We start from the raw sequence: 22,014 nt of genomic DNA on the forward strand, positions 1-22,014 counted from the left end.
TGCCCATGACCGAAGAACTGCTCTACCAGGAACGCGTCCCCGGCGGCGGTACCGCCTCCTTCATCCTGCGCCGCGGCCAGACCCTGCGCCTGACCGACGTGGAAGGCGGCGCCAATGTCAGCCTGCTGCTGTTCAATGCCGATGACCGCAGCGAGCGGCTGAATCTGCCGGATACCCTCAAGGGCCAGCACACCGCCCGTCTCACCACCGGACACTGCCTCTACTCCGACATGGGCCGGGTGCTGGCGGCCGTGGTGCGCGACACCTGTGGCTGGCACGACAGCTTCGGCGGCGTGGCCAATGCCGCCGAGGTGGCCGAAAAATACGGCGCGGGGCGTTACCAGGAATTGCGCAACGGCTTCCACCGCAACGGCACCGACAACCTGCTGGTGGAACTGGCCAAGTGGGGCCTGGGGCTGGAAGACCTGCTGATGACCCTGAATCTGTTCAGCCGGGTGGACGTGGATGCCGAGGGCGCCTTTGCCTTCGTGCCCGGCAACTCCCGCGCCGGCGATCTGGTCGAGCTCTATGCGCCCATGAACACCCTGGTGGTGCTGACCGCCCTGCAGCATCCGCTGGATCCGCATCCGGTCTATGCGCCGCGCCCGGTCGATCTCGCCCAGTTGCGCGCCACGCCCGAGGTGGCCGAGCGCTGCCGCACCTTGCGCCCGGAAAACGAGCGCGCCTTCCAGAACACCGCCCGCTACTTTCTCTGAGGCCTCGCCATGACCCTGATCGCCAGCACCAAACGCCCGGAAGATGCCAGCTACCGCGCCGTCCTGCCGGCCGGAGCGCCCTACCTCAAGGAGGTCAAGGCCGGCCAGACCCTGCGCATCCATGACCTGGAAGGCAACCAGGCGGTGGACACCCTCTTCTACGCCGCCGCCAATCCCCTGGAACGCTACGATCCCCAGCGCACCCTCAGACGTCAGGGCCGGGTCTATCTGTCGACCGGCAGCGTGCTCTATTCCAACCTGGGCAATCCCCTGCTGACCATCGTCGCCGACACCTGTGGCCGCCACGACACCCTGGGCGGCGCCTGCTCCCAGGAAAGCAACACGGTGCGCTACGCCCTGGACCGCCGGCAGATGCACAGCTGCCGCGACAACTTCCTCTGCGCCGGTGGCCATGACGGGCGCCTGGGCAAGCGCGATATCGGCGCCAATATCAACTTCTTCATGAACGTGCCGGTGACCGCGGACGGTGGCCTGACCTTCGCCGATGGCATCTCCGGCGCCGGCAAGTACGTGGAGTTGCGCGCCGAGACTGACGTCATCCTGCTGATCTCCAACTGCCCGCAGTTGAACAACCCCTGCAACGGCTGGAATCCCACCCCGGCGGAGGTGCTGCTATGGGACTGACCCGCGCCCGCCAGCTCTGGCAGTGGCTGCGGCCGCACCTCTATCGGCTGTGTGAAGTCCGCGCCGGACGCTACGGCTACCGCGGCAAGCGCTAGACGCCGACTGACCCACCGCCCTCGCGCGGCCTCTTGGGGACGACCCCGAGAGCTTTTATCTGGCGGGACGGCCCGCCGCCTTCGAGGACGCCTCGAATGTTCACCACCCTGCTCATCGCTAACCGTGGCGCCATCAGCTGCCGCATCCAGCGCACCCTGCGCGACCTGGGCGTCGCCGCGGTCGCCGTCTACAGCGAAGCCGATCGCGCCAGCCGCCATGTCAGCGAGGCCGACCAGGCCTTCAGCCTGGGCGAAGGCGCCGCCGCGGCCACCTACCTGGACACCGCCAAGCTGCTCGAGGTCGCGCGCCAGAGCGGCGCCCAGGCCATCCACCCCGGTTATGGCTTCCTTTCCGAGAACGCCGCCTTCGCCGAAGCCTGCGAAGCGGCCGGCATCGCCTTCGTCGGCCCCACCCCCGAGCAATTGCGCACCTTTGGACTCAAGCACACGGCGCGGGCCCTGGCGCGCGCCCAGGGCGTGCCGCTGCTGGAGGGCACCGAGCTGCTGGAGACCCTGGAGGCAGCCCTGGCGGCCGCGCAGGAGATCGATTATCCGGTGATGCTCAAGAGCACCGCCGGCGGTGGCGGCATCGGCATGCGCGTGTGCCGCACGGACACTGAACTCGCCGAGGCCTTCGACGCCGTGCGCCGGCTGGGCCAGAACAACTTCAGCGACGCCGGCGTCTTCCTGGAGAAATACATCGAGCGGGCGCGGCACCTGGAGGTGCAGGTGTTCGGCGATGGCCAGGGCGAGGTCCTGGCGCTGGGCGTACGCGATTGCTCGGTGCAGCGCCGCAACCAGAAGGTGCTGGAGGAAACCCCGGCGCCCAACCTGCCGGCCGGCATGGCCGAGGCGCTCTGCGCCGCCGCGCTGGAGCTGGCGCGCGCGGTGCGCTATCGCAGCGCCGGTACCGTGGAGTTCGTCTACGACAGCGCCGCCGACCGCTTCTACTTCCTCGAAGTGAACACCCGCCTGCAGGTCGAGCACGGCGTCACCGAGCAGGTCTGGGGCGTAGACCTGGTGCGCTGGATGATCGAACTGGCCGCCGGCGACCTGCCGCCGCTGGCAACCCTCGCCGCGGGGCTGCAGCCCCAGGGCCATGCCATCCAGGCGCGACTCTATGCCGAAGACCCGGGTCGCGACTTCCAGCCCAGCCCGGGCCTGCTGACCCAGGTCGACTTTCCACCGGCGGATGGCCGGGCGCTGCGCCTGGACACCTGGGTCGAAGCCGGCTGCGAGATCCCGCCCTATTTCGATCCGCTGGTGGCCAAGGTCATCGCCTGGGGCCCGGATCGGGACTCGGCCCGGCAGCGTCTCGACCAGGCCCTGGCCGCGACCCGGCTCTATGGCGTGGAAACCAATGGCGACTACCTGCGGCAGATCCTCGCCGCCGCGCCCTTCGCCAGCGGCCAGCCCTGGACCCGCTGCCTGGAAGGCCTGACCTACCAGGCCACCACCCTGGAGGTGCTCAGCGCCGGCACCCAGACCACGGTGCAGGATGCCCCCGGACGCCTCGGCTACTGGTCGGTGGGCATTCCCCCTTCCGGCCCCATGGACGACCGCGCCCTGCGCCTGGGCAATCGCCTGCTCGGCAACGACGGCCGCGCGGCCGCTCTGGAAATCACCCTGGCCGGCCCCACCCTCAGGTTCAACACGGAGGCCGTGGTGGCGGTCACCGGCGCGGCGTTGCCGATCCTGCTGGATGACCAGCCCCAGGCCATGGACAGCGTCTTTCGCGTGCCCGCGGGTGCCATCCTGCAGCTGGGCGCCATCACCGGCGCCGGCGCCCGCAGCTATCTCTGCCTGAGAGGTGGTCTGGACCTGCCCGAGTACCTGGGCAGTCGCAGCACCTTCACCCTCGGTCAGTTCGGCGGTCACGGTGGCCGCGCCCTGCGCGCCGGGGACGTGCTGCACCTGCACCCGCTGACCGACGCGCATGCGGAGGCCCGGCTACCCGCCGCCCTGACCACCCAACTGGCCGAGACCCGCACCCTGCGCGTCATCTATGGCCCCCATGGTGCACCGGACTATTTCAGCCCGGCCTATCTGGACCTCTTTCTCGCCACCGACTGGGAGGTGCACTTCAATTCCAGTCGTACCGGTGTGCGCCTGATCGGGCCCAAGCCGGAATGGACCCGCGAAGACGGTGGCGAAGCCGGTCTGCACCCCTCCAACATCCACGACAATCCCTATGCGGTCGGCGCCGTGGACTTCACCGGCGACATGCCGGTCATCCTCGGCCCGGACGGCCCCAGCCTGGGCGGCTTCGTCTGCCCGGTCACGGTGATCGAAGCCGATCTCTGGCAACTGGGCCAGCTCAAGGCCGGTGACCGGGTGCGCTTCCTGCCGGTGCACCTGGCCACCGCACGGCGTCTGCAGCTGGCACGCCTGGCCGAGGAAAGCAGCTTGCAGCCGCAGGCGGAGATCGCCATCGCTCCCGAGCGCGGCGATCCCGTGGTGCTGGACCTGGGCCAGGGCGCCGAGCGCCTGGTGGCGCGGCTTTCCGGGGATACCCATCTGCTGCTGGAGATCGGCCCACCGGAGCTGGACCTCGCCCTGCGCTTTCGCGGCCACGGCCTGATGCAGGCGCTGGCCGCCCTGGCGCTGCCCGGGCTGTGCGAGCTCACCCCGGGCATCCGCTCGCTGCAGGTGCACTACCAGCCCGAAGCCCTGCCCCTGGCCGAGTTGCTGGCGGCGGTCAGTCGCTGCTGGCAGGCGCTGGGCGATGCCCAGGACCTGCGGGTACCCTCGCGCATCGTCCATCTGCCGCTGTCCTGGGACGATCCGGCCTGCCGCCTGGCCATCGAGAAATACACCACCACGGTACGCAAGGACGCCCCCTGGTGCCCGAGCAACCTGGAGTTCATCCGCCGGGTGAATGACCTGGAGTCCCTGGAGGCGGTCAAGCGCATCGTCTTCGACGCCAGCTACCTGGTGATGGGCCTCGGCGATGTCTATCTGGGTGCACCGGTGGCTACCCCCCTTGATCCGCGCCACCGGCTGGTGACCACCAAGTACAACCCGGCGCGCACCTGGACCGCGGAAAATTCGGTGGGCATTGGCGGCGCCTATCTGTGCGTCTATGGCATGGAAGGCCCCGGCGGCTACCAGTTCGTCGGGCGCACCCTGCAGATGTGGAATCGCTATCGCGAAGTCGAGGCCTTCCACGGCCAACCCTATCTGCTGCGCTTCTTCGATCAGATCCGCTTTTATGAAGTCTCGGCGGAGGAATTGCTGCGCATCCGCGCCGACTTCCCCTTGGGACGGGTACCCCTGCGCATCGAAGAGAGCGAACTGTCCCTGGCCGACTACCAGGCCTTCCTGGCCCGCGAAGCCGAGGGCATCGCCACCTTTCGCGGGCGTCAGCAGAGCGCCTTCGCCGCGGAGCGGCAACGCTGGATCGACTCCGGCCAGGCGCATTTCGACAGCCAGGAAGCCGCCGTCGAAGCCACCGAAGACGCCCCCCTCGCCAGCCACCAATTGGCCCTGGAAAGTCCGGTGGCCGGCAATCTCTGGCAGGCCCAGGTGCAACCGGGCGATCAGGTGGAAGCCGGCCAGCCGCTGCTGATCCTGGAGTCCATGAAGATGGAAATCCCGCTGCTCGCCCCCTGCAGCGGCCGGATCCACGACCTGCAGGTCCAGCCCGGCTCGCCGATCCGCGCCGGCCAGCGCCTGCTGGTCATCGACAAGACGTGAAGGAAGCCACCATGACATTCGATCTGCGCCTCGACACCCTGAGCGCCGCCTATGCCGCCGGTACCCAGACACCACGAGTCCTCATCGCTGAACTGCTAGAAAGAGCCGCCCAGCTCAATCCCGAGTACCGGCTGTTCATCCACCTGCTGACCCCGGCCGAGCTGGAGCCCTATCTCGCCGCCCTGGACGACCGCGATCCCGCCGAGCTGCCGCTCTATGGCATCCCCTTCGCCATCAAGGACAACATCGACCTCGCCGGCATCCCCACCACGGCGGCTTGCCCAGCCTATGCCTATGTGCCCGAGCGCTCGGCGACCCTGGTGGAGCAGCTGGTCGCCCTGGGCGCCGTGCCCCTCGGCAAGTGCAATCTCGACCAGTTCGCCACCGGCCTCAACGGCACCCGTTCGCCCTATGGCGCCTGCCGCAACAGCGTCCACCCGGACTATCCTTCCGGCGGCTCCAGTGCCGGGTCGGCCCTGGCCGTGGCCCTGGGCGTCGCCAGCTTCGCCCTGGGCACCGACACCGCCGGGTCGGGGCGCGTACCCGCGGGGCTGAACAACCTGGTGGGCCTCAAGGGCAGCAAGGGATTGCTGTCCACCGCCGGCGTGGTGCCCGCCTGCCAGACCCTGGATTGCGTGACCTTCTTTACCGCCACCGCCGCCGAAGCCAGCACCCTGCTGGCGCTCACCGCCTGCCTCGATCCGCGCGATCCCTACAGCCGCGCCAATCCGCAGTGGAACGACGCCAGTGCCTTCGGCCGCCCGCGGCCCTTTCGCTTCGGCGTCCCGACCCAGCTGGAATTCCTCGGCTGCCCGGAAAGCCCGGCGCTGTTCGCGGCCGCCAAGGCGCAATTGGAAGCCCTGGGTGGCGAAGCCGTGCCGCTGGATCTTGCGCCCTTCCTGGAAGCCGCACGCCTGCTTTATGAGGGCCCCTGGGTGGCCGAGCGCTACAGCGTGGCCGGCGCCCTGATCGAGGCCGAACCGGACGCAGTGCTGCCGGTGATCCGCGCCGTGCTGGAAAAGGCGCCCGGCACCACGGCAGTGGACGCTTTTCGCGCCGGCTATCGCCTGCAGGCATTGAAAGCCCAGTGCGATGCCCTGCTGGCCGAGCTGGATTGCGTGCTTACCCCCACCTATCCACGGCCGGTGACCCTGGCCGAACTGGCCGCCGAGCCGGTCGCCCGCAACGCCGACCTGGGCTACTACACCAACTTCATGAACCTGCTGGACTACGCCGCCGTGGCCGTGCCAGCCGGTGTCATGACCAATGGACTGCCCTGGGGCGTGACGCTGTTCGGCCGGGTCTTCACCGACCAGTACCTGCTGAGCCTGGCCGCGGCCCTGCAGGACGCCCAGGGCCTGCCCCTGGTTGGCGGCGCCCTCCCAGGCGCCAGCCTGCCGGCACGCCCTGCCCGCCATGACCGCGCCCGCCTGGTGGTCTGCGGTGCCCACCTGCAGGGACTGCCGCTCAACGGCCAGTTGCTCGCCCGTGGCGGCCGACGCCTCGCCCTGACCCGGAGCGCGCCGCACTATCGCCTCCACGCCCTGGCCGGCGGCCCGCCGCTCCGTCCGGGCATGGTTCGGGTCGCCGAAGACGGCGCCGCCATCGAGGTGGAAGTCTGGGAGCTGCCCAGCAGCGAACTGGGCAGCTTTCTCACCGGCATCCCCGCCCCGCTCGGCCTGGGCAAGGTGGAATTGGCCGATGGCAGCTGGGAAACCGGCTTCATCTGCGAGCCCTACGGCCTGGCCGGCGCCGAGGACATTACCGACCATGGTGGGTGGCGGGCGTGGTTGGCAAGTCGCAGCGCCGTTTAGGTCGGGAAACGAGCCAGGCGGCGAAGCCACCGTATCAGCCAGGATGCGCAGCGCCGCTTCTAGCCGCCGCTGTACAAGCGGTGGACGCAAGCACCCGTCCGCTATTCATGAGCTTCTTTCAAGCCGCCATGAGCCGCGGGCGCTAGCCGTACCCGTGGCCGCCTGCTATCAAGGGTGTTCGAGCCGCTGACCGTTGCTGGGCAGTGGCGCCTCCTTGCTTGAAGATCGAAACACCCTCATGCCTCTCTCCTGTACCGACCGCTACGACCTCCCCCTGTCCACCCCTTCCGCCCACGCCGCCGAGCGCTATCGCGCCGGCGTCGACCTGCTGCTGTCGCTCTGGCCCGGGGCGGCCGAGGCGCTGGATGAGGCGATCGCGGCCGATCCCGACTTCGCCCTGGCGCAGGCAGCGCGGGCGCGGCTGCAGCTGATCGACAACCAGGCCGGTGCGGCCCGGGAGAGCATCGCGCGGGCGCAGCGGCTGGTCGAGCGACTTGGCACGGAGCGCGAGCACAGCCATGTCGAGGTCCTGCGGCGGCTGATCGCCGGGGAAGCTGCCCAGGCGCTGCAGGGCGCGCTGGAGCATGCCGAGCGCTGGCCGCGCGACATCCTGATCCTCGGCCTGCCGCTGGGGGCCTTTGGCTTGCTGGCGTTTTCCGGGCGCGCCGATCATGACCAGGCGCGGGTCGACCTCTGCGAGCGCCATGCCCGCCATTTCGCCGCGGACGACTGGTGGTTCCTGACCTACCGCGGCTGGTCCCATGGCGAAAACGGCGACGTGGTTCGCGGTCGGGCGCTAGCCGAGCGGGCACTCGAGCTGCACCGTCACAACGTCAATGCGGCCCATGCCCTGACCCATGTCCTGCACGAATCCGGCGACAGCCAGGCCGCGCAGGCCCTGATCGCCGGCTGGCTGCCCGAGTATCCGCGCCACGGCACCCTGCATGGGCATATCGCCTGGCACGGTGCCCTGGTGGCCCTGGAACGGGGCGACAGCCAGGGCGCGCTGGACCTCTATCGACGCTTCGTGGCGCCAGCGGCGTCCACCGCCGGCCCGCTCAATAGAGTCAGCGACAACGCCTCCTTTCTCTGGCGTCTCGGGCTCTATGGCCATGAGGTGCCCGCCGAGCTCTGGCAAGCTACCGCCGCCAGTGCGGAGGGGCTGTTCCAGCAACCGGGGCTGGCCTTCGCCGACGTCCATATGGCGCTGATCGCCGCGGCGACCGGGGATCGGCTGGCGCTGGAAGACCGTATTGCGGGACTGGAAAGCCATCTGCGCGACGGCGCCCTGGCCGCCGGACCGGTGGTCCCCCTGCTCTGCCGCGCCCTGCTGGCTTTCGCCGAGGCTGACTACCCGAGTTGCGCTCGGCTGCTGGAACCGCTGCGCGCCGATATCGCTCGTATCGGCGGCAGTGGCGCCCAGCGCGAGGTCATCGAAGACACCCTGCTGGTCGCCCTGCTGCGCGGCGGTGAACACGCCAGGGCCGCGGCGCTGCTGGACGAGCGGCTGCACCGGCGGCCCTCCACCCGGGATCGGCGCTGGCAGGCCAGCCTGGCGTTCTGAGTTGGAAATTCCGCCTAGCCGTCTTCAATAGCTATGCGGCAAAGTGTCTTTATCTGCAGGCACAAATTTATTATATTTGTCTCTACAGATTTGGAGGTTCTCATGTCCCAGCTCGCTGCCATTGAGCAATTTTCGAAAAGTCAGAGCACGGTTGGCCTACGGGCAGCGCTCAATATCCTGAACAAGTGGCAGGCGTCCTGCGAGCAGAGTTGCCGAATCCTGCGCATCTCGCGTAGCACCTATGCCCGAGCGTCGCAGCGAGAAATTGACTGGGCGGTAAACCTGGATTCCGATCAACTTCAGCGTGTCAGTCTGGTACTGAACATGCATTCCGCATTGCGCGTGGTCTTCGATAATCCGGAAAACGTCTATGGCTTCGTCGCCATGGCCAATCACAATGAATTCTTCAATGGCCGTTCGCCTCTGGAAGTAATGGCCCAAGGCGACATGATCTCCCTCTATGAAACCTTCCGGCGTATCGATGTCCTGCGCGGTGCCGGATGGTGAAGCTGGAGGACCTGCCCCTGCTGGCGGATGAGTGTCTACAGGGGCATCGCCTGGTCAACTCCAAATTCCCGCCCATCCATCTGTTCGACGATGTCGCCAATGCCGAAGATTTCGCCGTGCTCTATCAGTTGCAGGTGTTGACCAACCCGCGACTGCAAAACGAGCTGGGGCGTCTGGAGCTGATTCCCCGCGACCAGATTCCCTTCGGCATCTCGGGTTGCTCCTATGCGACAGCGCCCTTCACTCATGTCAATCCAGAGGGTTCGCGCTTCAGCGATGGCACCTTCGGCGTTCTCTATCTGGCCGACCATACCGATACCGCCCTTGCCGAAGTCCACCATCATCAGCAGGCCTACTGGTCGAAGGTGCCGGCACTGAAGTACGAGCGTTTCGTCTTCCGTAATCTTTCGGTGAGCTTCTCCGAGAAGGGGTTGCGCGACGCCCTGGTGCTAGCAGCAGTAGACCCTATCCATGATCCCTTGGACTACAGCGCGGCGCGCAGTCTGGGCGCCGCCGCCAAACGCGCCGGCTGCCCAGGTCTGCGCTACCGCTCGGTACGCCGCCCCGGTAGCCATTGCTGGGCGCTGCTAACTCCGCACCTGGTCAGTGCCGTGGTCCAGGCAGCGCCGGTCGAGATGATCTGGAATGGCGGCATCATCAGCGTGAATCGCCTCACCGCCGTGCCGGGCGAGCCGGACTGACCGGGCAACGACCCCTCAGGCGTGGGTCAGATACCAGCGCCAGTCCTGCTCACCCACCTCGGCCATGAATTGCCGGTATTCCGCGCGCTTGATGGCCAGGTACACCTCGACGAAACGCTCCCCCAGCGCCTCGCGGATCCAGCTGGAGCGCTCCAGCGCCTGCAGCGCGGTCAGCCAGTCGGTGGGCAGGAAGTCGGTGGCCTGTTCGTAGCCGTTGCCGACAGTGGCCGGCCCCGGGTCGCGTTCGTCACGGATGCCTTCATGGATGGCGGCGAGGATGGCGGCCGCCGCCAGATAGGGATTGGCATCGGCGCCGCAGATGCGGTGTTCGATGTGGCGACTGCCGGCCGGACCACCCGGCACGCGCAAGGATACGCTGCGGTTGTTGACCCCCCAGCTCTTGGCCAGCGGCGCATAGCTGTTGGCCTGGAAACGGCGGTAGGAGTTGGCGTTGGGGCAGAAGATCGCCAGGGCATCCAGCATCCGGTGCTGCATGCCGCCGATGGAATGGCGCAGCAGCGGCGTGCCCTGCGGATCCTCGCTGGCATAGAGGTTGTTGCCCTCGGCGTCGGCCAGGCTGACGTGCAGGTGCAGGCCACTGCCCGCCTGGTCGCCGAAGGGCTTGGCCATGAAGCAGGCCTGCAGGCCGTGGCGGTTGGCCACGCCCTTGACCAGGCGCTTGTAGCGAATGCCCTCGTCGATGGCCTGGAGGGCATCGAAGCGGTGCAGCAGGGTCAGTTCGAGCTGGCCGGGGGCGTATTCGGAGATGGCCGTGCGCACCGGCAGGCCCTGCACCTCGCAGGCGGCATAGAGGTCATCGAGAAAGGGTTGCAGCTGCTCCAGTTCGTAGACCCCGTAGACCTGCGGCGAGCCGGGTCGCACGCCATTCATCTGCAGCGCCGGTTGCGGCCGGCCCTGGGCGTCGCGGGTGCGGTCGAGCAGATAGAACTCCAGCTCCACCGCCATCACCGGCTGGAAGCCGTCGGCCTGCAGTCGCTCGATCACCCGCACCAGGGCATGCCGGGGATCGGCGGGGGTGGCCGGCAGCCCCTGGGTCGGGTGCATGCTCACCTGCACCTGGCCGGTCGGGGTGCTGCGCCAGGGTTGTAGGGTCAGGCTGCCGGGCAGCGGATAGGTCCAGCAGTCGACATCGGCGACCTCCCAGACCAGGCCGGTGGCCTCGACGTCTTCCCCCTGCAGGGTCAGCGCCAGGATGGAGCTGGGCAGCGGCCGACCCTCCTCGTAGATGGCCAGCAATTCGTCACGGTGCAGCAGCTTGCCGCGCGGCACGCCATTGGCATCGATCAGCATGAGTTCGATGCTGCGCACCTCGGGGTGGGCGGCGAGGAAGTCGCGGGCTTCCCGGGCGTCGGCGAAGTTCATGGCTGACACTCCCGGGCGCCTGGCAGCGCCAGGAGCTCGGCAAGGCCCTGGTCGAGGGTGGCCAGCAGGCGGTCGACGTCCGCTGCATCGAGATCCGGGCAGCACAGGGTCATGTTGTGGAAGGGGGTGATGAGGATGCCCCGGTTGATCAGGTAGAGATGCAGCGCCTGCTGCAGGCTGTCGTGGAAGGCGGCTTCCGCCTCGGCACCGGTGGTGGGCGGCGTGGCGCAGAACTGGAATTCGCAGCGGGCACCCAGTTCGGTCACCGACCAGGCCAGGCCATGGCGGGCGATCACCTCGCGCAGGCCGGCGGCCAGTCGCGCCGCCAGCGGCAGCATCCGTGCATAGGCGGCCGGGGTCATGACCTCTTCCAGGCTGACGCGCAGGCAGCGCATGGCCAGGGCATTGGCCGACAGCGTGGTGCCCATGCCGCTGTGCCCATGGCCGTGGCTGGTCTCGCTGGCGTGCTGCTGCGCCAGGCGCATGGCCTGGGCCATCTCGTGGCTGCAGCCATAGGCCGAACAGGGCACGCCACCGGCGATAGGCTTGCCGAAGGTGATGAAGTCCGGCTGGAGATTCCAGGCGCGGGTGCAGCCGCCGGGGCCGGTGGACAGGGTATGGGTCTCGTCGATGATCAGCAGGGTGCCGTACTGCCGGGTCAGGGCGCGGACCTGCTCCATGAACCCCGGGGCGGGCAGCACCATGCCGATGTTGGTCATGGCCGGTTCGCAGATCAGCGCGGCGACGTCGCCTTTCGCCAGTGCCGCCTCCAGCGCCGCCAGGTCGTTGAAGGGCACCGCCCGGCTGGTCTCGGCCAGGTTGTGGGCCTGGCCGATCAGGCCGCCGCGGTGCACGGTGCGCCCCTCCTGATGGCGCACCATGACGTCGTCGACGGTGCCGTGGTAGCAGCCGTCGAACACCAGCAGCATCTTGCGATTGGTGATGGCGCGCGCCCAGCGGATGACATAGCGGTTGGCGTCGGTGGCGGTGGTCGCCACCTGCCAGAACGGCAGGCCGAAGCGCTCGGCGAGCAATTCCCCGGCGACCACGGCATCCTCGCCGGGCAGCATGGTGGTGAGTCCGCGCGCGCCCTGCTCGGCCAGGGCCCGGGCGATGGGCGCCGGCGAATGGCCGAACATGCTGCCGGTGTCGCCCAGGCAGAAGTCGATGTATTCGTGACCGTCGACGTCATGGAAGCGCGAGCCCTGGGCATGGCTGACGAACAGCGCGCTGGGCATCGACCAGTCGTTCATCCAGTGCATGGGCACACCGCCGAACAGCGAGTGCCGGGCGCGCTCGGCCAGGGCGAGGGACTTGGGATTGCGCGCCAGGAAGCGCTCGCGTTCGGCGGCGACGAAGGTCTGCACGGCGGCTTCGCTGATACCACTGGTGGTCATGTCGGATTCCTCTTGGGGTGGAGGGCGGATCGGCCCGGGCTCAGTGCCCGGCCGAGACGCCGCAATCGATGGCCAGGTCGGCGCCGGTGATGGAGCGGGCGGCGGGTTGGCACAGGAAAAAGGCCAGCTCGGCGACCTCCTCGGGCTGGATGAAGCGCGCCTGCTCGCCTTGCGGATATTTCTCCAGCAATTCCTGCAGGTAGGCGGCGGGATCGCCGTCGCCATAGCGCTCCGCTTGAAAGCTCAGCATGGGCGTCGCCACATCGCCGGGAGAGATGCTGTTGCAGCGCACGCCGCTGGGCGCCAGGTCCAGCGCCAGGGCCTTGGTCATCAGGGTTACCGCGCCCTTGCTGGCGCAGTAGACGGCGGCATTGCGATTGCCCTGGCGACCGGCATCGCTGCTCAGGTTGACGATGGCGCCCCGGGTGTCCCGCAGCGCGGGAATGGCCGCGGCGCAAAGAAAGAAACTGGCCTTGAGATTGACGTCCAGCACCAGGTCGAAGTCTTCCTCGCTGAAGGTCTCGGCCGGGCCTTCGCGCCAGACACCGGCGCAATTGACCAGGGCATCGAGCCGACCGAGGCGGTCCAGGGCGCTGGCGACCACCTCCCGGCTGGCGCTGGCCTGGCGCAGGTCGGCGGCGTGCTGGCCGGCAAGGCCACCCTCGGCTTCGAGCGCCGCCAGGGCCGCGCCGTCGAGATCGGTGCCGAAGACCCGCCAGCCGGCCTGCAGAAAGTGCGCGCGCACCGCCTGGCCGATGCCACCCAAAACTCCGCTGATCAGCACGACCGGCTGCATGTCAGGCCCCCTTGTTTTCGATGCGGCTGTTGCCACCGTCCACCACCAGGTATTCCCCGGTGATGTAGCTGGCCTCGGGCGAAGCCAGGAAGGCCACTGCCGCGGCGACCTCGGCGGGACGACCGGCGCGGCCCACGGGGACCCGGGTCGCGGCCACCAATTCTTCCGGCAGGCTGGAGGCGGTCTCGATCCAGCCGGGCGCCACGGCGTTGACCGTGATGCCCTGCCCGGCCACCTCCAGCGCCAGACTCATGTTCATGCCGACCATGGCCGCCTTGGCCGCGCTGTAGGCCGCGGCCTGCGGAATGCCCGCCCGGGTGCCGGTGGCGGAACTGACATGGACGATGCGGCCATAGCCGCGCGCCTGCATGCCGGGCAACACGGCACGGGTCAGCAAAAAGGCCGTGGTCAGGTTGCGCGTCAGGGTCAGATTCCAGTCGGCCAGGCTCATCCGTGCCACCTCTACCAGGGGCTCGGGACTGCCCTGCATGGCCATGCCGGCATTGTTGACCAGGATGTCGATACGGCCCCAGCGCGCCTCGGCCCACTGGCAGAACTCGCCAACGGCCGCTTCCTCGGTGAGATCCAGCGCCCGGCCTTCAGCAGTGAAGCCGGCGGCGCGCAACTCCGCCACCCGCTCGGCGATCCGGGCACTGCTGGCGGTGACGATCAACCGCGCCCCCGCCGCGCCCAGGCGCCGGGCGATCGCCATGCCGATACCGGATTCGCTGCCGGCACCGCTGATCAGGGCCACCTGGCCCGCCATCGACTCGCTCATGTGGCTGTCTCCGCTGTTGTCTGGCTGGACTGTAAGCCGGTTTGGCTGATACAAAAAGACGATCGTTATCAGAAAAATTGACAACCATGGCCTTTACCAGCGAAACGCTCAGGGTCTTTCTCGCCGTGATCGACGAGGGCTCCTTTTCCGCCGCGGCTCGTGTGCTGGGGCGGGTGCCCTCCGCGGTGAACATGGCGATCTCCCAGCTGGAAGCCGAGCTGGACCTGGTGCTGTTCGATCGCGCCACCCGCAAGGCCTTGCCGACCCCCGCCGCGCGCGCCCTCGAACCCCAGGCGCGGCAGGTGGCCAGCCAGCTCACGCTGCTCGACGCCCATGCCTTGCAATTGCACGCAGGGCTGGAACGGCGCTTCGTGCTGGTGATGGCGCCGGAGTTGCAGACCGGCGCCTGGAGTCGGCCGCTGGTGACCCTGGCCGAGGAGTTTCCAGCCCTGGAAATCGAGATCCGCTCGGCGGCCCGCGCCGAGGCGATCCGCCTGCTGCACGAGGGCAGCGTGGACATGGCGCTGATCTTCGAGCGCCCGGGGATCAACGCGCTGGAAGGTTTCGCCGAGGCTGGCAGCCAGTTGCTCACGGCGGTGGCCGCGCCCGGCTATCCTGCCTCCCGCCAGGATCGGCCACTGGGCGAAACGCTGATGGCCGACACCCGCCAGATCGTCGTGGCCGGCGGCGATCGCAACGCCTCGGATCCGCAGATCGTGCTGTCGCAACGGGTCTGGCTGACCGACAGCTACTTGGCGACGCTGGACCTGGTGCAGGCCGGGCTGGGCTGGGCCTATCTGCCCCACCCGCTGGTGCGGCCGCTGATCGCCGCCGGCCTGCTCGAACAGGTGCAATTCGACAACATGGCCAGCCAGATCCGCCGCTGGATCGACGTCATCTGGATCAAGAACCGCCCCCAGGGCCTGGGCGCGCGGCGCTATCTGCAACTCTTGCGAGAGCAGATCGGCACCAAGCCGGAGTAGCGAATCGGGGGAATCAGGTCTCGCGGGGACGGATCAGCGGGCAATTGGAACAGTATTCGGCAGGCGTGGTGGCCTGATAGTAGAAGCAGCAGGTGCGCCGGAAACGGATGCTTCGGCCTACCGCATTGGCGACTGCCGGTCGTCGAAACTGTGCCAGTGGGTTCAGTTCCAGCCCCAGCTCGGCGGGGGCGGCCGCCAGCAGCCAAGCGAAGTCTTCGGCGCAGCGAGCCTGCGCCTCAGGCGCGGCGAGTTCGGGTAGGCGCTGGTCATACAAGGAATAGAGCCGCACCGCGGCGTTTTCCCAGAGAATCCGCGGTGAGACCCGCCCTACCCTGGCCAGGGTTTCCCACAGCGGGCCGAGCAACTCGCCAAACAGCGTATGCGCCACCTGGGCACGGAGCTGGGCATGATCTCCCGGCGCGGGCAAGGGACGGTCATCTCCCAGCGGCAGGGACGATTGCCAGCGCCCCTGCACAAAGCCGTCTTCGATCCAAACGTTGCCCGGCCGTAGATCCATCTGGCGACCCGCGGCTGACAGGGCATAGAAAGCCACGCCGATGGTAAGAAACCCCAGCCGTTTGGTCAGCAAGGAGGCCGCAACACGGCGCGACGGCGCTTCCATCCGCGCCGCCAGGTCATCGAGCAGCTCAGCGCACCGGGCCGGGTCCAGCCAGGCGGAAACCGGCTGGCTGTGCAACGCAGCGCGCTCGCTCGTCTCGCGCAGGCCAAAGGTCTCGCGCAATACCTGAAGATGCTCAGCGGCCAAGGCCGGCCTCAGGCACATGGCGGTACCTCGCGACCGAAGGGAATGCACAGCGGCGTGCCGAAATAGGGATCGGCGATGATCCGGCATTCCAGGGCGAACACCTCGCGTACCAAAGCCTCCGTCAATACCTCTGCGGGTGCGCCCTGGGCGAAGGCACGACGCTGATGGACGGCGACCAGGTGATCGGCGTAGCGGCAGGCGAGATTGAGGTCGTGCAGCACCATGACGATGGTCTTGCCCTCCTCCCGATTCAGCTGACGCAGCAGGTCCAGCACCTCGATCTGGTGCGCCAGGTCCAGGTAGGTGGTGGGCTCGTCCAGCAGCAGGCAATCGGTGTCCTGGGCCAGGGTCAGGGCGATCCAGGCGCGCTGGCGCTGTCCACCGGAGAGGTCGTCCACCGGTCGCTCCGCCAACGCCAGCAGGTCGGTGAGGCGCAGCGCCTTGTCCACCGCCGCGGCGTCGTCAGCCGACCATTGGCGCATCCAGTTCTGGTAGGGATAGCGGCCCAGGCTCACCAGTTGCCGCACGCTGATGCCCTCGGGCGCCACCGGGGTCTGCGGCAGGACCGCCAGTTGCCGGGCCAGGGCGGCGGTGGACTGCCGGTGGATGTCCTGGCCGTCGAGCAGCACCTGGCCCTGGCGCGGCTCCAGCAGCCGGGCGCAGGCCTTGAGCAGGGTGCTCTTGCCGGAGCCGTTGCTGCCGATGAGGACCGAGACGCGACCCGGCGGTAATTCGAGATCGAGGGCCTCGATGATGGTCTGGGTGCCATAGCCGAGGGTCAGGCCGCGGCTGGCCAGGGTTGCCATGCAGACTCCTTCAGGGACGCTGCCGGATCAGCAGGTAGAGGAAAAAGGGTGCCCCCAGGGCGGCGACGAAGATGCCGGCCGGCAGATCCAGGGGCCGGAACAGGGTACGACCCAGGAGGTCGGCGAGCATCACCAGCAACGCCCCCGCCAGGGCCGCCATCAGTGCCTGAGCGGCGAAACCCGCGGGCAGCAGGCGGCGGGCGATGTGGGGCGCGATAAGGCCGACGAAGGCGATGGCGCCCCCCCAGGCGATGGCCACCCCGGCCAGGGCCACGGCCAGTGCCAGCAGGGCCGCGCGCTGCAGTTGCAGGCGTACCCCGAGGCCGCGGGCCAGGTCGTCGTCGAGTTGCGCCAGCACGGCGTGGCGCGCCAGGGCCGCCAGCGGCAACAGCAGGACCAGCCACCACAGGCCCAGAGCGCGCACCTCCGGCCAGCTGGCGCCATAGACGCTGCCGGTCAGCCAGACGTAGGCGGACAGCGTGGTGGTCAGCGGACTGAACACCAGCAGGAAGATGGTGGCCGCGGCGAGCATGGCCGATACCCCTACCCCCACCAGCACCAGCCGCAACGGCGAGGCGCCGTGATTCCAGGCCAGGCCATAGACCAGCAGCGCTGCCAGGCCCGCGCCGAGCATGGCGGCCAGCGGCAGGCCATGGGATCCCAGGCTCTCGGCCAGGACCGCCAGATAGCAGACCGCCCCGGCACTGGCGCCACTGGTGATGCCCAGCAGGTCCGGCGAGGCCAGGGGATTGCGCACCTGGCCCTGCAGCAACAGGCCGGACACCGCCAGGGCGCTGCCGACCAGGGCCGCCAGCAGCGCCCGCGGCAGGCGCAGCTGGGTGACGATGAAACCCAGGCCACCGTGCGAGCCGTCGGCCAAGGCGGCGAACACCTGCGCGGGTGTCAACCAGACCTTGCCCAGGCACAGGCACAGCAGCAGGCCCGCCAGGGCCACCAGCGCGGCAACGGCCAGCCGCCCCAGGGTGGCCGGGGCCAGGCGGCGGGAGAAACGGCCAAGGCGCCAGACGATCTCAGCGGCCATGGCGGCCTCCCCGGCGGGCCAGATGGATGAAGAAGGGCCCGCCGAACAGCGCGGTCATGATGCCCACGGGCACCTCCTGGGGCAGGATCACCACCCGCGCCAGGCTGTCGGCCAGCACCAGCAGCAGGGCCCCGCCCAGGGCGCAGCCGGGGATTAGCCAGCGATGCTCGTGTCGCGCGCGGGCCAACAGCCCGCGCACCAGGTGCGGCACCATCAGGCCGATGAAGCCGATGTTACCGGCCAGGGCCACAGCGCTGCCGGCCAGGCAGATCACCAGCATCCCGGCCAGCAACCGGATCAGGCCGATGGGCTGGCCCAGCCCACGGGCCAGGTCATCACCGGCGACCAGCACATCGAGCTGCCCAGCCAAGACCACGGCGGCGCCCAGGGCCAGCAGGCTGAACACCAGCAGCGGCGCAGCCATGGCGAGGTTGCGTTCGCCGACCGACCCGGCCAGCCAGAACAGCACGCTGTCCAGGCCCTCCTGGTTGATCACCAGCAGCGCCTGGCTGAAGGCGGTGAACAGGGCTGCCAGGGCGGCGCCAGCCAGCACGATGCGCAGCGGTGTCAGGCGCGCCTGGCCCCGGTTGCCCAGGGTCCAGACCAGGGTGCCGGCCACCGCCGCGCCCAGCAGCGCGCAGAGTACCCAGCCTTCCGTGCTGGACAGCCCCAGCAGGGTGATGCCCAGCACCAGGGCGAAGGTGGCGCCGGCGTTGATGCCGAACAGCCCCGGCGAAGCCAGGGGATTGCGGGTCATGGCCTGCATCAGGGCGCCGGCCACTGCCAGATTGGCGCCCACCACCAGGGCGACCAGCAGGCGCGTCAGGCGGGTGGTGTTGACCAGGGTGGCGTCCAGCGCCAGCGAGGGATCCTGCGCCAGCGCCGTCACTACGGTACCCGGCGCGATCCAGCGGGCGCCAACCGAGAGACTCAGCACGGCGATCAGCGCCAGGGCCAGTGCGAGCAGCAGCAATCTGCAGGGTGCGCTCATGCGGCCCCCTGTTCGGCCAGGACGCGCTCGATGTCGTCCAGCAACCGATTCGCCGCGAGCATGCCGCCGCCCAGGCTCCAGGCCACCCCATCGACCCGCCAGACCTGCCCGCGCCGGGGCGCGCTCAGGCGTTGCCAGAGCGGATGCTCGAGCAGACTCGCGTAGTTGCGCTGCACCGCGGCCTGGCCGGCGCGCAGGAAGACGAAGAAGACATCGGCCTCCACCACCGGCAGGCTTTCCCGGGAGGTCAGCTTGATCGAGGAGGCGGCGCTGCCCTGGCTGGCCGCTGGCCAGGCGAAGCCCAGCTCGCTGAGCACCCGCCCGGCGAAGCTGTCGGGCAGGTAGCTGCGCAGGTGATCGGCGCGCACATCCAGAACCGCCACCGTTGGCGGCCACTGGGCGCCGTAGTGGCGTTGCAGCGCCTCGCGCAAGTGGGCGATGCGCGCCTGCCAGGCCTGCAGCAGGGCCGTGGCGTCCGCTTCACGCCCCGTAGCAGTGCCCAGGGCCAGCAAGGTCTGCTTGAATTCGAAGACCTCCTCCAGCATCACCACCGGGCACAGCTGCTGCAGCAACGACGCGATCCGGCCATGGCGAAAGCGCGAGGCGACGATCAGGTCCGGCGCCAGCAGCGCCAGGTCCTCCAGACTCGGCTGGGTTTCCAGGCCCAGCGAGGGCACCCCCGCCAGCGCCGGGCGCAGGTAGCGATAGACGGGCTTCTCGCTCCAGGACTCCACCACCCCGCAGGGCCTGAGCCCCAGGGCCACGGCGCTGTCGGTGGCGCCCTGGAACAGCGTGGCCACGCGCGTGGACTGGGCCCGGGCCACGCCTGGCGGCAGCGCCAGGCCGGTGACAAGCACGCCGCCACGCGTGAGCAGTTGCCGACGGGTCAGACCGGATGTGCCACGACGATGCAACGTCAAGGCCGTCAGAACGCCAGGCTGGTCGAAAGCACCAGGGTGCGCGGGGTGGAAATCGTCAGCCCCGGCTCGGCATCGTCGGGAGCCCCTGCCGAGGCCCAATAGCGCTCGTTCATCACGTTTTCCACCGAGGCTCGCAGGGTCACCCGGGTGGCGTCGACCTTGAAGGCGTAGCGCGCCCCCACGTCGAAGCGGTGCCAGGCATCGATTCGCTTGCTGTTGGCCTGGTCCAGGTACTGGGAACCGGTATAGATGCCCCGCCCGGTCAGGGTCAGGCCCGGCACCGCCGGGATGTCCAGTTCGGCGCCGAGGTTGGCATTGAGCCTGGGCGTGGCCGGGGCGCGATTGCCGTCGACGGCGCCACCCACGGTATCCTTGAGCTCGCTGTCGATGTACATCAGGCCGCCAAGCACGCGGAATCCCGCCAGCGGCTCGCCGAACACGTTCAGCTCCACCCCGTCGTTGACCCGCTTGCCATTAGGGCCGAAGACCCGGCTGGTGGCATTGGTCTCGTAGGCCGGCTGCTTGATGCGGAAGACGCTGGCCGTGACCGCCACGGGGCCGAAGTCGTATTTGGCGCCCAATTCCACCTGGCGACTCACGAAGGGCGGGAAGATCTGGTCTTCGTTGATCGCGGATGAGGGCGCGATCTTGCCCTGGCTCAAGCCCTCCATGTAGCTGGCATAGAGCGACAGCCGCTCGCTGGCCTTGAACAGCACGCCCGCCGACGGTGAGAGCTTTTCCTCGTCGTAGGCGGTGGCCTGCTTCACGCCATCGGACCAGTCGTCCACCTTGACCCGTTGCCAGCGGGCGCCGAGGGTCACCAGCAGGCGATCGTCGAAAAAGCCCAGGGTGTCGGCCAGGGCCACGCCACTGAAGCGGTTCTCGGTGTAGTCCTTGCCGTCGGAGCGGGTCTGGACGCCCGGCGCGGGCAGGTCACTGGGGTTGTACAGGTTGCTCGGCCCACTGGCGTAGCGCCCGCCGCCGTTCTCGAAATCCATGTAGAAGTAGTCGGCGCTGACGTTGAGTTCGTGGCTGACCGGTCCGGTCTGCAGCCACTTGCGCGCGCCCAGGTTGGCGGTACGCACGTTCTCGTCGCGGGTGAAGTCGCGCGGCTGGACGCTGAAATCGCCGGCGTTGTTGGTGAGGGAGACATTGTGGCGGAGGAAATCATGATCGCTGCGGCGCGCGCCCACGGCGCCATAGACCATCAGCGAGTCGTCGACGTCGAATTCGCCACGCAGAGCGCCAAAGGTGTCCTTGGTCTGGGCGCGGGTCCAGCGCTGGGCATAGTTGTGGCGCACGTCGTCGGCATCGGGTACCCGGGCGTTGGCGCCCACCAGCACCCGCTCCTGGGGCGCGTCGGTGTCGCGCTCGGTATGGCCGAGATCCAGACCCAGGCGCAGGCGCTCCACGCGATAGTCCAGGCCGAGCACGCCCAGCTGGCGATCGACGTGCTGGTGATCCCAGGTGGTGTCGCCGGATTGCTTGACACCGTTGAAGCGCAGGCCGAAGCGGTTGTCCTCGCCGAAGCGACGCCCGATGTCGACCGCCCCGCCCACCTGGCTGTCGGACGCATAGCTGCCGGTGAATTCGGTGATGGGCTGGTCGGTGGCGCGCTTGGGCACCAGGTTGATGCCGCCGCCGACGCTGCCGCGTGGCGAGATGCCGTTGAGCAGTTGGCTGGGGCCCTTGAGGATATCGACCCGTTCGGCCATCTCCATGTCGATGGAATAGGTCGGCAGCACACCATAGAGGCCGTTGTAGGCCACATCGCTGTTATAGAGGCTGAGTCCGCGGATGGTGAATTGCTCGAAGCGTCCACCCGATGGGTTGGTGGAACGCACCGAAGGGTCGCTGGCGACCAGGTCGCTGAGGGTACGCGCCTGCAGGTTCTGCACGGTCTGCGCTGTGTAGGAGGTCTGGCTGAAGGGGGTGTCCATGAAGTCGCGATTGCCCAGCAATCCCTGGGAGCCTTGCCGCGCGACCTGGCCGCCGGCGTAGGGTGCGTCTTCCACCTGCAGGCTGGACGCGACGATGAAGGTGGCCGCCAGTTGCTGGACGCCGGTCTCCTCTGCAGCCGGCACCAGAGTGAAGTCGTCCTGGCCCAAGGGCTGGAGCCTGAGACCGGAGCCGGCCAGCAGGCGGGCAAAGCCCTCCTCTACCCCATAGTCGCCCAGCAGCCCGCGACTGGAGCGACTGCCCACCAGACTCGGGTCCACCGCCAGATTGACGCCAGATTCCGCGGCAAAGCGGGTCAGGGCCTGGACGAGACTGCCCGCGGGAATCTCGTAATGCCGACGGAGCGCCTCCTGCGCCACAACCGAACCGGCCCACCAGGGAGTACCGCTCAACGCCACCAGCAAGCCCGTGCGCAGCAACGGACGCAATACCAACGCCACCATCGAATCCCCCTC

The 22,014-nt window shown here is 68.7% G+C and carries 18 protein-coding genes; 8 read left to right on the forward strand and 10 right to left on the reverse strand.

Annotated features, from left to right (window positions below; genetic code table 11):
- The first annotated feature begins 5 nt into the window (after positions 1-5).
- From CFE50_RS17790 to CFE50_RS17820, 7 genes are all read left to right on the forward strand, one after another.
- Entirely contained in the window at positions 6-716 is a 711-nt protein-coding gene (locus CFE50_RS17790; RefSeq protein ID WP_286736436.1) for an urea amidolyase associated protein UAAP1, read from the forward strand.
- A gap of 9 nt (positions 717-725) precedes the next feature.
- Positions 726-1,361, forward strand: coding sequence for an urea amidolyase associated protein UAAP2 (locus CFE50_RS17795; protein ID WP_286736438.1), 636 nt, complete (start codon positions 726-728; stop codon positions 1,359-1,361).
- Between the two features lie 191 nt (positions 1,362-1,552).
- Positions 1,553-5,152: an urea carboxylase gene (gene uca / locus CFE50_RS17800; RefSeq protein WP_286736439.1), complete on the forward strand. Its 3,600-nt coding sequence runs from the start codon at positions 1,553-1,555 to the stop codon at positions 5,150-5,152.
- A gap of 11 nt (positions 5,153-5,163) precedes the next feature.
- Positions 5,164-6,966 carry an allophanate hydrolase gene (atzF, locus tag CFE50_RS17805; protein ID WP_286736440.1) on the forward strand — a complete coding sequence of 601 codons (1,803 nt, stop codon included), beginning with the start codon at positions 5,164-5,166 and terminating at the stop codon, positions 6,964-6,966.
- Between the two features lie 238 nt (positions 6,967-7,204).
- A complete protein-coding gene (locus CFE50_RS17810; protein WP_286736442.1) occupies positions 7,205-8,530 on the forward strand; it encodes a tetratricopeptide repeat protein in 1,326 nt (441 codons plus the stop codon).
- A 102-nt stretch (positions 8,531-8,632) separates the two neighbouring features.
- The gene (locus CFE50_RS17815) at positions 8,633-9,037 is read left to right on the forward strand and encodes an antitoxin Xre-like helix-turn-helix domain-containing protein (protein ID WP_286736444.1); all 405 of its coding nucleotides are present in this window, start codon (positions 8,633-8,635) and stop codon (positions 9,035-9,037) included.
- Positions 9,031-9,738, forward strand: coding sequence for an RES family NAD+ phosphorylase (locus tag CFE50_RS17820; RefSeq protein WP_286736446.1), 708 nt, complete (start codon positions 9,031-9,033; stop codon positions 9,736-9,738). Before CFE50_RS17815 ends, CFE50_RS17820 begins: the two co-directional genes overlap by 7 nt.
- A 15-nt stretch (positions 9,739-9,753) precedes the next feature.
- Here the strand turns inward: CFE50_RS17820 and CFE50_RS17825 are convergent, their stop codons facing one another.
- From CFE50_RS17825 to CFE50_RS17840, 4 genes are read right to left on the reverse strand one after another with little or no spacing between them, the layout of a single operon-like run.
- Positions 9,754-11,121 (reverse strand): glutamine synthetase family protein, encoded by a 1,368-nt coding sequence (locus tag CFE50_RS17825; RefSeq protein ID WP_286736448.1) that lies wholly within the window; start codon positions 11,119-11,121, stop codon positions 9,754-9,756.
- Positions 11,118-12,518 (reverse strand): aspartate aminotransferase family protein, encoded by a 1,401-nt coding sequence (locus tag CFE50_RS17830; protein WP_286736450.1) that lies wholly within the window; start codon positions 12,516-12,518, stop codon positions 11,118-11,120. The genes CFE50_RS17825 and CFE50_RS17830 overlap by 4 nt, the downstream gene beginning before the upstream one ends.
- Before the next feature lie 40 nt (positions 12,519-12,558).
- Positions 12,559-13,314 (reverse strand): SDR family NAD(P)-dependent oxidoreductase, encoded by a 756-nt coding sequence (locus CFE50_RS17835; RefSeq protein WP_286736452.1) that lies wholly within the window; start codon positions 13,312-13,314, stop codon positions 12,559-12,561.
- A 1-nt stretch (position 13,315) separates the two neighbouring features.
- Positions 13,316-14,092: an SDR family NAD(P)-dependent oxidoreductase gene (locus CFE50_RS17840; RefSeq protein WP_286736454.1), complete on the reverse strand. Its 777-nt coding sequence runs from the start codon at positions 14,090-14,092 to the stop codon at positions 13,316-13,318.
- Between the two features lie 86 nt (positions 14,093-14,178).
- Between CFE50_RS17840 and CFE50_RS17845 the strand changes: the two genes are divergently transcribed.
- Positions 14,179-15,075 (forward strand): LysR family transcriptional regulator, encoded by an 897-nt coding sequence (locus CFE50_RS17845; protein ID WP_173147413.1) that lies wholly within the window; start codon positions 14,179-14,181, stop codon positions 15,073-15,075.
- Positions 15,076-15,088: 13 nt separating this feature from the next.
- Here CFE50_RS17845 and CFE50_RS17850 read toward each other — a convergent pair whose 3' ends face one another.
- From CFE50_RS17850 to CFE50_RS17875, 6 genes are read right to left on the reverse strand one after another with little or no spacing between them, the layout of a single operon-like run.
- Positions 15,089-15,841, reverse strand: coding sequence for an IucA/IucC family C-terminal-domain containing protein (locus CFE50_RS17850; protein WP_286736456.1), 753 nt, complete (start codon positions 15,839-15,841; stop codon positions 15,089-15,091).
- Positions 15,842-15,849: 8 nt separating this feature from the next.
- Positions 15,850-16,647: an ABC transporter ATP-binding protein gene (locus CFE50_RS17855; protein ID WP_077172836.1), complete on the reverse strand. Its 798-nt coding sequence runs from the start codon at positions 16,645-16,647 to the stop codon at positions 15,850-15,852.
- A 10-nt stretch (positions 16,648-16,657) separates the two neighbouring features.
- Entirely contained in the window at positions 16,658-17,689 is a 1,032-nt protein-coding gene (locus CFE50_RS17860; protein WP_286736458.1) for a FecCD family ABC transporter permease, read from the reverse strand.
- Entirely contained in the window at positions 17,679-18,680 is a 1,002-nt protein-coding gene (locus CFE50_RS17865) for a FecCD family ABC transporter permease (RefSeq protein ID WP_241810080.1), read from the reverse strand. Before CFE50_RS17865 ends, CFE50_RS17860 begins: the two co-directional genes overlap by 11 nt.
- Positions 18,677-19,594, reverse strand: coding sequence for an ABC transporter substrate-binding protein (locus CFE50_RS17870; protein WP_430695142.1), 918 nt, complete (start codon positions 19,592-19,594; stop codon positions 18,677-18,679). The genes CFE50_RS17865 and CFE50_RS17870 overlap by 4 nt, the downstream gene beginning before the upstream one ends.
- Before the next feature lie 11 nt (positions 19,595-19,605).
- A complete protein-coding gene (locus tag CFE50_RS17875) occupies positions 19,606-22,002 on the reverse strand; it encodes a TonB-dependent receptor (protein WP_286736461.1) in 2,397 nt (798 codons plus the stop codon).
- Positions 22,003-22,014 lie beyond the last annotated feature (12 nt).

It is taken from the genome of Pseudomonas sp. PGPPP4, from assembly GCF_002256045.1.
GTDB lineage: Bacteria > Pseudomonadota > Gammaproteobacteria > Pseudomonadales > Pseudomonadaceae > Chryseomonas > Chryseomonas oryzihabitans.